Below are 13,267 nucleotides of genomic sequence, written 5' to 3'. Positions count from 1 at the left end.
GCGGGAATGCGATGGTCCACCAATCCGCGACTTCAACCTGCCGGGATAAATCCATGGCCGCCATTACTGCCGCGCCTTACGAGGCGCGTGACCGCGATCTGCACAACCGCGCGCTGGTGCGCGGCTGGCTCTACGTCGTGCTTCTGGTGCTGTTCGCGCTGGTGCTGGTCGGCGGCGCCACAAGGCTCACCGAGTCCGGCCTGTCGATCACCGAGTGGCAGCCGATCCACGGCGTCATCCCGCCGCTCAACGACGCCGAATGGCAAGAGGAATTCCAGCGCTATCAGCAGATCCCGCAATATGCCGAGCTCAACAAGGGCATGAGCATCGAGGCATTCAAGTCGATCTTCTGGTGGGAGTGGGCGCATCGTCTCCTGGCGCGCAGCGTCGGTCTGGTTTTTGCCTTGCCGCTGCTGTTCTTCTGGGCGGCGCGCCGCATCGAGCGCGGACTGGGGCCGAAGCTGGTCGGCATCCTGCTTCTCGGCGGTCTGCAGGGCGCCATCGGCTGGTGGATGGTTGCCTCCGGTCTGGTCGACCGCGTCTCGGTCAGCCAGTACCGGCTCGCCACCCATTTGACGCTTGCCGCGCTGATCTTCACGGCGACCATGGTCGTCGCGCGCGGCTTGGCGCCGCATTCGGAACCTGCGGCCGATCGTTCGACCCAGAAACTGGCTGGTCTCGTAGTGCTTCTGGCGCTGATCCAGATCTATCTCGGCGGTCTGGTCGCCGGGCTCCACGCCGGCCTGAGCTACAACACCTGGCCGCTGATGGACGGAAAGATCATTCCCGGCGATCTGCTGATCCTGGAGCCGGCATGGCGCAATTTCTTCGAAAGCCCCAAGACGGTGCAGTTCGTGCACAGGATCGGCGCCTATACGGTGTTCGTCGTCGCCTTGTGGCACATGATCGCCGCGCGTCGCCGTCTGCCCGGTTCAACGCATGCTCGTCGCGCGACGCTGTTGTTTGCCCTGGTGCTGGTGCAGGCCTCCGTCGGCATCGGCACGCTGTTGATGCATGTGCCGCTGCACATGGCGCTGATCCACCAGGGATTCGCGTTGATCGTGCTGGGGTTCGCCGCCGCGCATTGGCGCGGCACCAAGGGCGCATATCCCTTGCCCCACGAGATCGCCCTCGGACGCTGAGTCTCTCCGGTCACATCCAGAACGTTCGACTGCGCCATCGTCTTGTCGCCGTCGAATTCCGCCTGACGCAAGGCGGCACGGATCAGAAGCCGAGCCGTACCGTTCGGATCGCTGCTGCGACCGACAGTTCGCGGTTCTCCTCGATCGCGTTGTCGTCCTCATGGTGCCAGGAAGCCGACAGGCAGCCATAGGCGATGGCGTGATCCAGTATTGCCGCCGGCGTCTGGCTCAGCGTTCGCGCAAAGACTTCAGCCATCCCGGCAATCCGTGGGGGATCGAGACAAAGGTCGTCGCGATCAAGAGGATTGTAGAACATGTTCGCGGCATCGAATCCCGGGTCGCCGAGAACGCCCTTCGGATCTATCGCCAGCCAGCCGCGTGCTCCGTGCATGATGTTGTCGTGATGGAGGTCGCCATGCAGCGGCCTGACATCATGCGGACCACCCAGCAGCCGGTCGGCGATTTCCGCCGCTTCGACATAAAGGCTGTTCCGGCCAACGACACGGTCGGCCTCCGCTTTCTTGAACAGGCTGGAAAATCGTTCCCGAAGCGGCTGCAGGTCGGGCGGAGCGGGGTGATCCGATGGCGAAAACAGCTTTGCCATCACCTCCGCCGCGATTTCCGTGGCGGCCAAATCTCCCTGCTCGGCAAGAACATGCGACAGCATGGTCTCCCCGGCATATTCGAGCAACATGGAATGCCCGTCGCGGCCCAGCAGCCGCACGGCGCCTTCGCCGCGCCGCCAGGCAAGGAAATGCTCGCCGCGCAACTCGTCTGCGACGTCATCGAATGGCTTCAGCGCCTTGACGATCGCCGGCGAGCCGTCCTCGCGCCGCACCTTCCAGATGCGGCTCGAAAAGGTCTCGGCGATGAGCTCGGGCGCGCTGATCTTCCAACGGTCCGGAAATGCCGGTGCCGCCATCAGAGGCCGAGCATCAGGTCCATGTTCTGTACGGCAGCCCCCGATGCCCCTTTGCCGAGATTGTCGTAAACGGCGAGCAGCAGGGCCTGCGCGCGCTTGTCATTGGCAAAGACGTAGAGCTTCATTCGGTTGGTGCCATTGTAGATTTCCGGATCGATCTCCGGAATGCGCTCCACATGCGCATAGGGCGCCACTTCGACCACGCCGCCCTTGATGGCGGCGAAATGGTCGGCGATGGCTGCATGGAGTTCCGCACCGGTCGGCACATGGTCGAGGCCACCGAGCTGCAGCGGCACCACCGTGATCATGCCTTGCGCGAAATTGCCCACCGCTGGCTGCATGATCGGATCGTGCGACAGTTTCGCATAGGCCCTGAGCTCCGGCACGTGCTTGTGCTGGAGGGTGAGCCCGTAGGGCAGGAATTCAGAGGCGTCCTCGCCCTTGGCGACATAGTCCTCGATCATCGGGCGGCCGCCGCCCGAATAACCCGAGATGCCGTTGACTGTGACCGGGAAATCCGCAGGCAGCAGGCCGGCGGCGACCAGCGGCCGCAGCGTCGCGATCGGTCCCTGCGGCCAGCAGCCGGGATTGGCGACGCGTTTCGCCGCCCCGATCTTCTTCGCCTGCTCCTTGTCCATCTCGGCAAAGCCATATTCCCAGCCTTGCGCTACGCGATGCGCGGTCGAAGCATCGATGACCCTGGTGGTCTCGTTGGAGATCAGCGACACGCTCTCCTTCGCCGCATCGTCCGGCAGGCACAGGATCGCAACGTCGGCGGCATTGAGGAATTCGGCTCGCGCCGCCGTTTCCTTGCGGCGCTCGGCGGGAATTGAAATGATCTCCAGGTCGCCGCGCTCGGCAAGCAGCGCCCGGATCTGGAGACCGGTGGTGCCGTGCTCGCCGTCGATGAAGATTTTCGGTTTCATTGGCTGATCAAATTCCCTGATATCGAAAACTATATGCCGTTGCCTTGGTTCACCGCGGCACCGTTGTGGCTGCCGTTGTTCAGCTCTTCGAGCCGTGCTTTCCGCTCGGCCAGCAGGCCGAGATACTGCATGGCGATCATCGAGCCGGCAATCGCCGTTATATCGGCGTGATCGTAGGCCGGCGCAACCTCCACGACATCGGCCCCGACAATATCGATCTGGTTGAGCTGGCGCAGCGTCGACAGGATCTTTGCAGAGGACGGCCCGCCGGCGACCGGCGTGCCGGTGCCGGGTGCATAGGCGGGATCAAGGCAGTCGATATCAAAGGTGAGATAGGTCTTCTTGCCGCCCGTCCTGTCGACGATGGCGTAGGCGATGTCGGATGCACGCATCTCCTCGATCTCGTGACCGTAGAGGATCTTGATGCCGAACGTGTCGGGCGCGTGGGTGCGGATGCCGATCTGGATCGAGCGGTCGGGATCGATAATGCCTTCCTTGACCGCGCGGCCGACGAAGGATCCATGGTCGATGCGTTTGCCGTCATCCTCCCAGGTATCCTGGTGCGCATCGAACTGCACCAGAGCGAGCGGGCCATGGATTGCGGCATGTGCCTTGAGCAGGGGCCAGGTGACGAAATGGTCGCCGCCCAGCGACAGCAGGAAGGCACCTGACTTCAGGATCTTGGCCGCCTCGCGTTCGATCGTCCCCGGCGTCTTCTGGTGGTTGCCGGTATCAAGCAGACAATCGCCATAGTCGACCACCGCGAGGTGCTCGAACAGATCGCGCGAAAAGGGATATTGCGGATCGTTGTCGAGGATTGCCGAGGCGCGGCGGATCGCCTGCGGCCCGAAACGCGCGCCGGGCCGATTGGTGACGGCGGCATCAAAAGGGATGCCCCAAACCACAGCGTCCGCGCCCTTCACATCCTTCGTGTATTTGCGTCGCATGAACGACAGCGCGCCGGCATAGGTCGGCTCCAGCGAAGCGCCCGTCTTCGAGCGGGCTGTGAAGGCATGGTCGATGTTCTTGTTCGCCATTACGGATCCTTGGTTTTCATCGGGGTGCAACAACTACAGAACCGGCACGCAACATGCCAGTCACAGCTTGGGGAAACGAAACGGCGCGGGCGCGGTGCCGCCGCGAGACAGGATTGTATCATCATGACGCAGACCGCGTTTCTTGATTCTCCCCATGGCGCGGCGTCGATCCAGTCCGGCACGGTGGCGGGTGAGCGGTTCCTGGTTCTCGATTCGTGGCGCGGCATCTGCGCCCTGCTGGTGGCGCTGTTCCACTTCCCGACCGCTTCGACGATCTCGCAAAGCGCCTTTGTCGGTTCGTCCTATCTGTTTGTCGACTTCTTCTTCGTTCTCTCCGGTTTCGTCATCGCCAGCTCCTATGGCTGGCGGCTGAACCAGCCGCGGGAGGTCGCACGCTTTGCGCTGGTGCGCTTCGGCCGCATCTATCCGCTGCACTTTCTCATGCTCGCCGCTTTTGCCGGATTCGAGCTGCTGCGGCTGATGCTGCCTCAGGTGCATGGCGCCGGTGCCGCTCCCTTCACCGGCGGCTTCAGCCTCGAGAGCCTGCTTAGCAATCTGCTGCTGCTCCAGGGGGTCGGCTTCGATGACCAATTGACTTGGAATGCGCCAAGCTGGAGCATTTCGGCGGAGTTCTTCGCCTACCTGTTGTTCGCGGGAGTGGTCTTCACCGCCGGGGCACGCGCCTGGGTGTGGTTCGTCGCCGCCGCCATCACCGCGCCTCTGTTTCTGCTTGGCTTCTCGACCCACCATATGGATGTGTCCTTCGATTTCGGCTTCATACGCTGCCTGTACGGCTTCTCGCTCGGCGCCTTGCTTGCCTCGTTCCAGCATGATTCCATTGCAGGCGCGCGACAGGCGCTTGCCCGGACCGGCCCGTTGCTGAGCTGGACCCTTGCCGAAATCGTCATGGCGGCTGTCATTGTGCTTTTCGTCGCACTGGCGGGCGACAATGATGCCGGGATCGCAGCACCGCTGGTGTTTGCACTGGCATTGTTTCTCTTTGCTCATGAGGGGGGCTGGATCAGTGTCTTTCTGAGAACCCCACTCATTCTGACGCTCGGCGCGCTGTCCTACTCGATCTACATGGTCCACATCTTCGTCCAGGCGCGCATGATCAATGTCGCCGGCCTGGTCGAGCGCAAGCTCGGCCTCGGTCTTGTCGGCGACATCGTCTTGCGCGGAGAGCCGGCGACCGGCTTCGGCGCCGGCTGGGCGGGGGACGTTGCGATCCTCGTCATGCTCCTTGCCACGATAGGTGTCTCCTGGATTACCTGGCGTTTCGTCGAGATGCCTGCGATGGCCTGGTTCCGCCGACTGTCGAAACGCATCTGAGGCGACATATCGCTGGCAACCGCTAGCCGGCTTCGTTCACCTAGACGTCACGGGCATCGCCTATTCCCGGTTCGATCCGGAATGGAGCGATTCTCGATGCGGACCTTCTGGCCGAGCCTTCTGCTTTCCGTCACGCTGGCGGGTTTCGCCAGCCAGTCAATGGCGGGCGAAACCCGCGCCAGGCAGATCCTCGACCGCTTCGAACATGCCAACCAATGGCGCGACCACGTCATGGTGGCCGCGCATCGCGCCGGCAGCATGCAGGCCGGCAAGACGCTCTATGCGGAAAATTCGCTCGCCGCCGTCGAAGGCTCGATCGCGATCGGCGCCGAGATCGTCGAGGTCGACATCCGGCGCTCGAAGGACGGCGAGTTTGTCGTCATGCATGACAGCTGGCTTGATCGCACCACGACCTGCAAGGGTGAGGTGGTTAAGTACACGCTGGCCGAACTGAAGAGGTGCCGGCTGGTGATCGAAGGCACGGGCGCCGTCACCGACGAGACAGTCTCGACGCTGCGCGAGATGCTGCTGGCGACCCGGGACAGGATCCTCATCAATCTCGACAACAAGCTCGAGGTTGGGGACCTGTCGGGTATGGTCGCGGTGGCGCGAGATCTCGGCATGGCCGACCAGGTCATCGTCAAGGAAAACCTGTGGAACCAGACCAGGATCGCTACGGTGAAGGCTGCCATGGAAGCGGTCGGCGGCGGCGTTCACTTCATGCCGATCATCGCCGACGACGCAGTGCATGACGCCGGTTTCGCCGCGACGGTCGACCATGCTTTTGCGCCGCGCGCGATCGAGCTGATCAACTGGCGCGCCGGCGCGGAGACGTTGACCGAGACTGGCGGGCCGCTGTTCAGCACGCGCATGCGCGCGGCCGCGGTGAGGGGCGACTGGCACATCTGGGCCGACACCTACGCCATCGTCGACAAGCCGGGCGGCTTCCTGGCCGGCGGCCGGGGCGACGAACTGGCGGTTCAGGCCAGCCTGCCGCGCGAAGCCTGGGGTTTCTGGGCCGATCGCGGCGCCACCATCATCCAGACCGATGAGCCGAAGGCGGCGATAGGCTGGCTGGCGGCGAATGGGTTTCGCGTGCCCTATGCGGGGACGGGCGAACGCGTCGAACCTGCCGCGACCGCCAGCATCAATTGATTTGCCGCGGCTGAAGTTCCGGCCTGGTTGTCGCAGGCCGGCGCCTGCTGACGCAACGGTGTCAGGGGAAACCCGTTATCCATGGGCATGCCCGATACCATCGTTATCAAGCGCCCTGCCGCCTATGCCGCCACCGTTGCTGCGACCAGCCTCGGCTTCGTGGTCGTGCAGCTCGATGTCTCCATCGTCAACGTCGCGCTGAACAGGATCGGTACTGGGCTGTCGATGGGGGTCGGCGGCCTGCAATGGGTCGTCGACGCCTACACGCTTGCCTTCGCCTCGCTGCTGCTCGCCGGCGGCGCCCTCGGCGACAGGGTCGGCGCTCGCCGCGTTTTCGTTGGCGGCATGGCGCTGTTCAGCATTGCTTCGCTGGCTTGCGGCCTGGCTCAGAGTGCCTGGTTGCTAATTGCGGCGCGCGCTGCACAAGGCGCGGGTGCCGCCTTGCTGATGCCGTGTTCGCTGGCACTCCTCAATCGCGCCTACGCATCCGACAAGGCGCGCCGGGCACGCGCCGTTGGGCTGTGGACGGCGGCGGGCGGCATCGCGCTGTCGGCAGGGCCGGTGCTCGGCGGCTTCATGGTCGCGTCGCTTGGCTGGGCCAGCATCTTTCTGGTCAACCTGCCCATTGGCGCTCTCGCCATCTGGATGGCTTATCGGTTTCTGCAGGAAACGCCGCTCAAGGCCGAGCGGCCGCCGATCGACTGGGTGGGGCAGGGACTTGTCGTGCTGGCGCTGTTTTCGCTGACCGGCGCCTTTATCGAAACCGGTTCATCGGGCTGGACCTCGATGCCGGTCATCGGCGGACTGGTATTGGCGGCGGTGGCCGCAAGCCTGTTCCTGCTGGTCGAGAGCCGGACGAGGGCGCCGATGTTTCCGCTCGGTCTCTTTGCCAGCCGCGTGCCGGCTGTGACGAGCCTCGTGGGACTGGCCGTCAACCTGACGCTCTATGGCACGATCTTCATGCTCAGCCTGTATTTCCAGCAGGAAAGGCATTTTTCTCCCGAAATGACAGGGCTGGCCTTCCTGCCGTTCATGGCGGCAGTCACCCTGTCGAACATTGCCGCCGGGCGCATTGCCGCAAATCATGGTCCACGATCGCCCATGGCGATTGGCCTGTTCGTCGGGGCAGCCGGTTTCGGACTGATGGCGCTGATCCAGGCCGATACGTCCTACCTGTCGCTGCTGTGGCGCCTGCTGTTCCTGCCGGTCGGCATTGGTCTTGCCGTACCGGCCATGACCACCGCGCTGTTGTCTTCCGTGCCGGCGGAGATGTCGGGAACGGCATCGGGCGTGCTCAACACCGTGCGCCAGTCGGGTGGCGCGATCGGGGTGGCGCTGTTCGGATCCGCCTTGGCGCTGGGCACGATCGAGGGCATGCAACTGGCATTCCTGGCCTCGGCGCTCGCGGTGGCCGGCTCGGCACTTTGCGCGTTCCTGTTCATCCGCGACGCCGACCATTCCGCTCAATAGTGATGCGCAACGCAAAAAGGCCGCCCGCAGGCGGCCTTTCGGTTGTGAAGCTGCGATGCGCTTAGCGCTTCGAGAACTGGAACGAACGACGGGCCTTCGCCTTGCCGTACTTCTTGCGCTCGACGACGCGGCTGTCGCGGGTCAGGAAGCCGCCCTTTTTGAGCACGGCACGCAGCGCCGGCTCGTAATAGGTCAGCGCCTTGGAGATGCCGTGACGCACAGCGCCGGCCTGGCCCGAAAGGCCGCCGCCGATGACCGTGGCGACGATGTCGTACTGGCCCGAGCGGTTGGCGGCGATGATCGGCTGGTTGAGGATCATCTGTAGGACCGGACGCGCGAAATAGGTCGCGAATTCCTTGTCGTTGACGACGATCTTGCCCGAACCTGGCTTCACCCAAACACGCGCGATGGCGTTCTTGCGCTTGCCGGTGGCATAGGCGCGGCCCGACTTGTCGAGCTTCTGGACATGGACGGGTGCCGCGGCCTGCGTATTGGTGTTGCCGGTAGCGGCGCCCAGTTCTGCGAGCGAGGAAAGCTCAGCCATCTTATGCGACCTTCTTGTTCTTGGAATTCAGCTTGGCCACGTCGAGCACTTCTGGCTGCTGGGCGACATGCGGATGCTCGGCACCTGCATAGACGCGCAGGTTCTTCATCTGGCGACGGCCGAGCGGGCCACGCGGCACCATGCGCTCGACGGCCTTCTCGACGACACGCTCGGGGAAACGGCCTTCAAGCAGTTGGCGCGCGGTGCGCTCCTTGATGCCGCCGGGGTGCCCGGTGTGCCAGTAATAGACCTTGTCGGTGAACTTCTTGCCGGTGAACACCACCTTGTCGGCATTGATGACGATGACATTGTCGCCGTCGTCGACATGCGGGGTGAAGGTCGGCTTGTGCTTGCCGCGAAGATGATTGGCGATAACGGTGGCGAGACGGCCGACGACGAGACCTTCGGCGTCGATCAGGATCCACTTTTTCACCACATCCGCAGGCTTCTGCGAAAAGGTTGTCATGTTTTCTGCTTTCGGTTCGGACCTTCCCCAATCCACAAACGATAAGGAAGGCGTTTCTTGTTGCTTGGATTGACGAAAAGCGCTTGCCCGCCGCCAATAACAAAACGGCGGCCTTTGCGGGCCGCTGCTTCGTGAGGGCTTATAGGGGAGAAGGGTAGCCCTCGTCAAGCATCATTGGGAGTCAACGAAAACGAAAAACCGTTAAATTTCAATGGCTAAACTATGTGGTATTATTTTACAACACGGCCTACCGCCAAAACGGCTGGTATTTCGCTCACCGCCGGCCACTCGTCACTGCAAGCAGGAGTCTGATGCCGACGGCGACCATAATGGCTCCGGCTAGCCTTCCCTGCCACACGACGAAGCTGCTTCGGCGCGACAGCCAGCCGCCGACCGCGCCGGAGGTCAGCGCGACAGCGCCGAGGACAACCATTCCCTTCATCTTCATAGTCGTGCCGAGAATGACGAACTGCAACGCCGCTGGACCGGCCCAAGGGTGAACGAATTGCGGCAGCATCGCTAACATGAAGGCAAGCGTCGTCGGATTGGTGAGATTGCAGATCATGCCTTGCCGGAAAGCGGCAGCAGTGCCACCGGTGTTGGCAAAGGCAGAGGTACGACTTTCATCCTGCCGGCGCGCCAACAGGAATTTGACCCCGATGGCGATCAGATAGATGGCGCCGACGATTTGGAGAAAGCTGTAAAGAGGCGGCGAGGATGTGATCAGCGTGGCAAGTCCCATCGCAAGTAATGGAATTTGTACGACGCCGGCCGATACGCAGCCTGTCGCGGCCGCCAGCGCGTGGCGCCAGCCCTGTCCGACGCCGCGACTGATCACAAGCATCATATCGGGCCCGACGCCGGAAAGCTGGTAGGCAAGCACGGCGCCGAGAAAGGCAAGGTATGTGGTCAGATCGGGCATGCCGCAAAACGGACGTGTCGATCGGGAGTTCCGGCCAGGATGCCGGATCGGCCTTCTCCGTGTCAGCGTTTCGGCGGGATCGAATAGGTTCCGGTGGCGTGCGCCACTGTCTGCCCCTCCGGGCCGGCGACGATGTCGATGTCGAAGACCATCAGGTTCTTTCCGAGCTTCAGAATGCGGCAATGGCCATCGATCGGTCCTGCCTCGGCCTTGCGGACGAAATTGATGTTCAGATTGGTGGTGACCGAGAGCGCATCGGGCCCGGCATGGCTGAGCACGCAGACATAGCCGCCAATGTCGGCCAGCGTGAACAAGGCAGGGCCGGACACCGTACCGCCGGGACGCAAATGCCGTTCGCCGGCATTGAGCCGCACGGTGCAGCCGCCGGGAAACACGTCGGTTGCCTCAAAGGCCGCGCCCTTTTCGTTGAGCTGCGGAAACACGGTCTCCATCAGCGCATTGACCTGGGCTGCTGTCAGCACCGGCTCGAGCTTGGTCTGGGCGGGCATCTCGGTCCTCATTCTGCGCCAAGCCTGTATGGGCGAAGCGGCGCGTTTCTGGCAACACCTTCATCCTACTGGCGCAAGCGATACGGTGTTGATGAAACCCCAGCCGATATTAGATACCTTGCCAGCGGAACGGAATCGCGGAGACCTTAGCCATGGCCGAAATCCTTGCCATCAAGCCTGTCGCAGTTGAAGGGCCGGTTGTGGCTAGGCGCGACGAGGGCCTGCTGCGCCTGACGCTTGCCAATCCCCCCGCGAACGCGCTTTCCCTGGCGGCGATGACGGCGCTGACGGAGGAACTGGACCGTGCCAGGGCCGACAAGGCCGTTCGCGTCATAGTGCTGTCGGCGGCCGGAAAGGTATTCTGCGCCGGCCACGATCTCAAGGAGATGACAGCGCGCCGCGCCGACGCCGATCGCGGCAAGGCCTTCTTCGAAGAGACGTTTGCCGCCTGCGCTACGCTGATGCAGGCGATCGTGCGCCACCCCAAGCCGGTGATCGCCGAAGTGGATGGCCTTGCCACCGCCGCCGGCCTGCAGCTTGTCGCCAGTTGCGACCTCGCCATCGCCTCGCATGAGGCGACCTTCTGCACGCCGGGCGTCAACATCGGCCTGTTCTGCTCGACGCCGATGGTGGCGTTGTCTCGCAACGTCTCGCGCAAGCACGCCATGGAAATGCTCCTGACTGGCGAAACCATCGATGCCGCGACCGCCAAGGAGTTCGGCCTGGTCAACCGCGTCGTGCCGCGCGAGTACCTGAATCAGATTGTCAACAAATACGCCCAAACCATTGCTTCAAAATCATCTTCGGTGCTGAAGACCGGCAAGGAAGCGTTTTATGCGCAGGCCGAGATGGGGCTGGCGGATGCCTATGGCTATACTGGCCGGGTCATGGTCGAGAACATGCTGGCGCGTGACGCCCAGGAGGGCATCGGCGCCTTCATCGGCAAACGCAAGCCGGAATGGACCGACGAATAAGGACGAAAGTCATGGAGCCGCGCATCTCCATCATCACCATCGCCACCGATGATCTCGATCGTGCGGTGCGCTTCTACGAGACGATGGGCCTGAAGCGCCATGCGGGCATCACCGATGGCGTCGCCTTCTTCCAGATGGGTGGTGTTATACTCGGCCTGTTCCCGCGCGCCAGCGCCGAGGAGGATTCCGGCATCACCTTCGCCAAGGCGCCTGCCGCCGTCTATCTCGCCTACAACACCCGCTCCGATGCCGAAGTGGACGCGGTGCTTGCGATGGCTGAAGAGGCCGGCGGCCGCATCGTCAAGCTGGCAGGCCGTGCCTTCTGGGGCGGCTGGTACGGCTATTTCGCCGATGCCGACGGACATGTCTGGGAAGTGGCGCACAACCCGGCCTTTCCGATCGCGGAAGACGGTACGATCTCGCTGCCCGATTGATGGCTTACCGCAGGCAGTTGACGCGGCTCAAGGCGCCCTATCTCAAGCGCATTCTGCTCGATTCCGAGCGGGTGACCGATTGGGAAAAATACCCGTGGAACCTGCCGCTGTTTCGTGGTCACGCCTTCGAACTCGAATTCACCACACCAATTACCATCATCGTCGGTGAGAACGGCACCGGCAAATCGACATTGCTCGAGGCGATCGGCGCGCTCGCCGGCTACGACGAAGCCGGAGGCGGCAAGGGCTATCAGCCCGTCGACCATTCCGGCGCCATCGACAAGAGTGGTGCCGCGCTGGCAGACACTTTCCGTGGCCATTGGTTGCCAAAAGTCACCGCCGGCTGGTTCTTTCGCGCCGAATCCTTCTACTCGGTGGCTCGCTATCTTGACCAGGTGGCCCTGGAAGATCCGTTCAAGCCACCTCCGCCCGACTTTCTGTCCTGGTCGCATGGCGAAGGGTTCATCCGCTTCTTCGAGGAACGTTGCCGCAGACAAGGCATCTACATCCTCGACGAGCCCGAAAGCGCGCTGTCTCCATCGCGCCAGATCGAGCTTCTCAAGATGCTGCGGCGCATGGATCGGTCGGGCACCGCGCAAGTGATCATGGCGACGCATTCGCCGCTGCTGATGGCCTGTCCGGGCGCGCGGCTGTTCCGCATCAGCCGGTTCGGGCTCGATCCGACCGATTTTCGTGATACGGACCACTTCCGCATGATGCGCGATTTCAGCAGTGATCCTGATGGCTTTCTCGCCGAGGCGTTGTATGAGGACGAGCCATGAATCACGATAGCTATGACAACGCCTACATCGCCGGCATCCTCAATTCGGTGAAGACCATCGCCATGGTCGGCGCGTCCGCCAACGACGTTCGTCCAAGCTATTTCGTGTTGAAATACCTGCTGGCCAAGGGGTTTGAGGTGTTCCCCATCAATCCGGGCCATGCTGGCAAGGAGATACTCGGCCGTACGGTCTATGGCAGCCTTGCCGAGATTGCCCAGCCCATCGACATGGTCGACATCTTTCGCGCCTCGGCGGCGGTGGCCGGCGTTGTCGACCAGGTGCTGAAGCTCGATCCCCTGCCGAAAGTGATCTGGATGCAGCTCGGCGTGCGCCACGACGAAGCCGCCGCGCGCGCCGAAGCCGCCGGCATCAAGGTGGTGATGAACCGCTGCCCCAAGATCGAATACGGCAAGCTGTCCGGCGAGATCGGCTGGACCGGGGTCAATTCCGGTGTGCTGTCGTCGAAGAAGCCGCTGATGCGGTCGGGGTTCCAGAGTTTCGGCGTGCGGCAAAAATAGACAAGGGGAAGGCGCAAAATTATTCCGGCAGGAGCCGTATTTTCCTGCTATCTGGTCGAAGATGACACGCCGAAGGGTATTTTCTTCTTTGCATTCGTGGTCGAGCTTGGCCAAGAATGGCCGGCGAATTTCAG

15 protein-coding genes are annotated in these 13,267 nt (G+C 62.9%); 8 read left to right on the top strand and 7 right to left on the bottom strand.

The genetic code is table 11. The features are described from left to right. Positions 1–53 precede the first annotated feature (53 nt). A complete protein-coding gene (locus tag FJ949_RS05620; RefSeq protein ID WP_140493972.1) occupies positions 54–1,142 on the top strand; it encodes a COX15/CtaA family protein in 1,089 nt (362 codons plus the stop codon). Positions 1,143–1,224: 82 nt separating this feature from the next. Here FJ949_RS05620 and FJ949_RS05615 read toward each other — a convergent pair whose 3' ends face one another. Genes FJ949_RS05615 through speB form a run of 3 tightly spaced genes read right to left on the bottom strand, consistent with a single transcriptional unit; the run spans position 1,225 to position 4,027 of the window. Further along, positions 1,225–2,067: an aminoglycoside phosphotransferase family protein gene (locus FJ949_RS05615; protein ID WP_210240547.1), complete on the bottom strand. Its 843-nt coding sequence runs from the start codon at positions 2,065–2,067 to the stop codon at positions 1,225–1,227. Beyond that, positions 2,064–2,990, bottom strand: a complete 927-nt coding sequence (gene argC, locus FJ949_RS05610; RefSeq protein ID WP_140493968.1) for an N-acetyl-gamma-glutamyl-phosphate reductase — start codon at positions 2,988–2,990, stop codon at positions 2,064–2,066. Before argC ends, FJ949_RS05615 begins: the two co-directional genes overlap by 4 nt. Positions 2,991–3,019: 29 nt before the next feature. Next, positions 3,020–4,027: an agmatinase gene (speB, locus tag FJ949_RS05605; protein ID WP_140493966.1), complete on the bottom strand. Its 1,008-nt coding sequence runs from the start codon at positions 4,025–4,027 to the stop codon at positions 3,020–3,022. 123 nt (positions 4,028–4,150) lie between these two features. Between speB and FJ949_RS05600 the strand changes: the two genes are divergently transcribed. From FJ949_RS05600 to FJ949_RS05590, 3 genes are all read left to right on the top strand, one after another. Further along, a complete protein-coding gene (locus tag FJ949_RS05600; RefSeq protein ID WP_140493964.1) occupies positions 4,151–5,359 on the top strand; it encodes an acyltransferase in 1,209 nt (402 codons plus the stop codon). A 96-nt stretch (positions 5,360–5,455) separates the two neighbouring features. Further along, positions 5,456–6,514 (top strand): glycerophosphodiester phosphodiesterase family protein, encoded by a 1,059-nt coding sequence (locus tag FJ949_RS05595; RefSeq protein WP_140493962.1) that lies wholly within the window; start codon positions 5,456–5,458, stop codon positions 6,512–6,514. Positions 6,515–6,595: 81 nt separating this feature from the next. After that, positions 6,596–7,984 carry an MFS transporter gene (locus FJ949_RS05590; protein ID WP_224646253.1) on the top strand — a complete coding sequence of 463 codons (1,389 nt, stop codon included), beginning with the start codon at positions 6,596–6,598 and terminating at the stop codon, positions 7,982–7,984. Positions 7,985–8,045: 61 nt separating this feature from the next. Here FJ949_RS05590 and rpsI read toward each other — a convergent pair whose 3' ends face one another. From rpsI to FJ949_RS05570, 4 genes are all read right to left on the bottom strand, one after another. Continuing rightward, complete coding sequence (rpsI, locus tag FJ949_RS05585) at positions 8,046–8,528, bottom strand: 30S ribosomal protein S9 (RefSeq protein WP_140493960.1); 483 nt, start codon at positions 8,526–8,528, stop codon at positions 8,046–8,048. Between the two features lies 1 nt (position 8,529). Beyond that, the gene (gene rplM, locus FJ949_RS05580) at positions 8,530–8,994 is read right to left on the bottom strand and encodes a 50S ribosomal protein L13 (RefSeq protein ID WP_010915638.1); all 465 of its coding nucleotides are present in this window, start codon (positions 8,992–8,994) and stop codon (positions 8,530–8,532) included. A 274-nt stretch (positions 8,995–9,268) separates the two neighbouring features. Continuing rightward, positions 9,269–9,916 (bottom strand): LysE family translocator, encoded by a 648-nt coding sequence (locus tag FJ949_RS05575; RefSeq protein WP_140493958.1) that lies wholly within the window; start codon positions 9,914–9,916, stop codon positions 9,269–9,271. 62 nt (positions 9,917–9,978) lie between these two features. Next, on the bottom strand, positions 9,979–10,425 hold the full coding sequence (locus FJ949_RS05570) for a PaaI family thioesterase (protein ID WP_140493956.1): 447 nt from the start codon (positions 10,423–10,425) through the stop codon (positions 9,979–9,981). A 152-nt stretch (positions 10,426–10,577) separates the two neighbouring features. Between FJ949_RS05570 and FJ949_RS05565 the strand changes: the two genes are divergently transcribed. Genes FJ949_RS05565 through FJ949_RS05550 form a run of 4 tightly spaced genes read left to right on the top strand, consistent with a single transcriptional unit; the run spans position 10,578 to position 13,133 of the window. Then, positions 10,578–11,399 carry an enoyl-CoA hydratase gene (locus tag FJ949_RS05565; RefSeq protein WP_140493954.1) on the top strand — a complete coding sequence of 274 codons (822 nt, stop codon included), beginning with the start codon at positions 10,578–10,580 and terminating at the stop codon, positions 11,397–11,399. Between the two features lie 11 nt (positions 11,400–11,410). After that, positions 11,411–11,833: a VOC family protein gene (locus FJ949_RS05560; protein WP_140493952.1), complete on the top strand. Its 423-nt coding sequence runs from the start codon at positions 11,411–11,413 to the stop codon at positions 11,831–11,833. Beyond that, positions 11,833–12,615 (top strand): AAA family ATPase, encoded by a 783-nt coding sequence (locus tag FJ949_RS05555; protein ID WP_140493951.1) that lies wholly within the window; start codon positions 11,833–11,835, stop codon positions 12,613–12,615. The genes FJ949_RS05560 and FJ949_RS05555 overlap by 1 nt, the downstream gene beginning before the upstream one ends. Next, positions 12,612–13,133, top strand: coding sequence for a CoA-binding protein (locus FJ949_RS05550; protein ID WP_140493949.1), 522 nt, complete (start codon positions 12,612–12,614; stop codon positions 13,131–13,133). The genes FJ949_RS05555 and FJ949_RS05550 overlap by 4 nt, the downstream gene beginning before the upstream one ends. Positions 13,134–13,267 lie beyond the last annotated feature (134 nt).

The organism is Mesorhizobium sp. B2-4-1, assembly GCF_006442185.1.
GTDB lineage: Bacteria > Pseudomonadota > Alphaproteobacteria > Rhizobiales > Rhizobiaceae > Mesorhizobium.
The sequence above is the reverse complement of the archived record's forward strand: the minus strand, read 5'-3'. Positions and strand labels throughout refer to the sequence as shown.